This window comes from Streptomyces sp. DH12 (genome assembly GCF_020873895.1).
Lineage (GTDB): Bacteria > Actinomycetota > Actinomycetes > Streptomycetales > Streptomycetaceae > Streptomyces.
Genome location: NZ_JAHWGT010001573.1, coordinates 1 through 398 on the forward strand (window position 1 = coordinate 1; position 398 = coordinate 398).

1 pseudogene is annotated in these 398 nt (G+C 73.4%); it reads right to left on the reverse strand.

The window, feature by feature from the left end:
• A pseudogene (locus LPA54_RS41145) lies at positions 1-184 on the reverse strand (hypothetical protein); the annotation flags it as partial.
• Positions 185-398 lie beyond the last annotated feature (214 nt).

Sequence of the window (398 nt, forward strand, 5' to 3'; positions counted from 1 at the left end):
GCCCGACCCCGAGCGGCACCAGGGCGGCCAACGCCCCGAGACTCACGCCCCCGAGGACGGCGGTGCCGTACACCCCGGGCACCAGCGCGGCGCCCGCCACGTACACCAGCCACACGACGGCGATCCGCACGCCGACCCGCAGCCCCACCCCCAGCCGCGCACGCTCCGCTTCGTGAAACTCCACGACAACTCCACTCACTTACGTCGATCACGCCGATACGGGAGGTCGTGGAGTCAACCAGGGGTGGAGGGGGCGCGGGCGGGGGATTGTTCCCGTGCCCAATCGCACCCGCGGGGGACGGTGCCGGAGCACCGCACCGCCCGAGCGAGCCCCTGCTCACACCCGGGAGACGTCCGGCTCCAGGAAGACCGCGACGAGCCGGTCGCTGAAGGAGCGG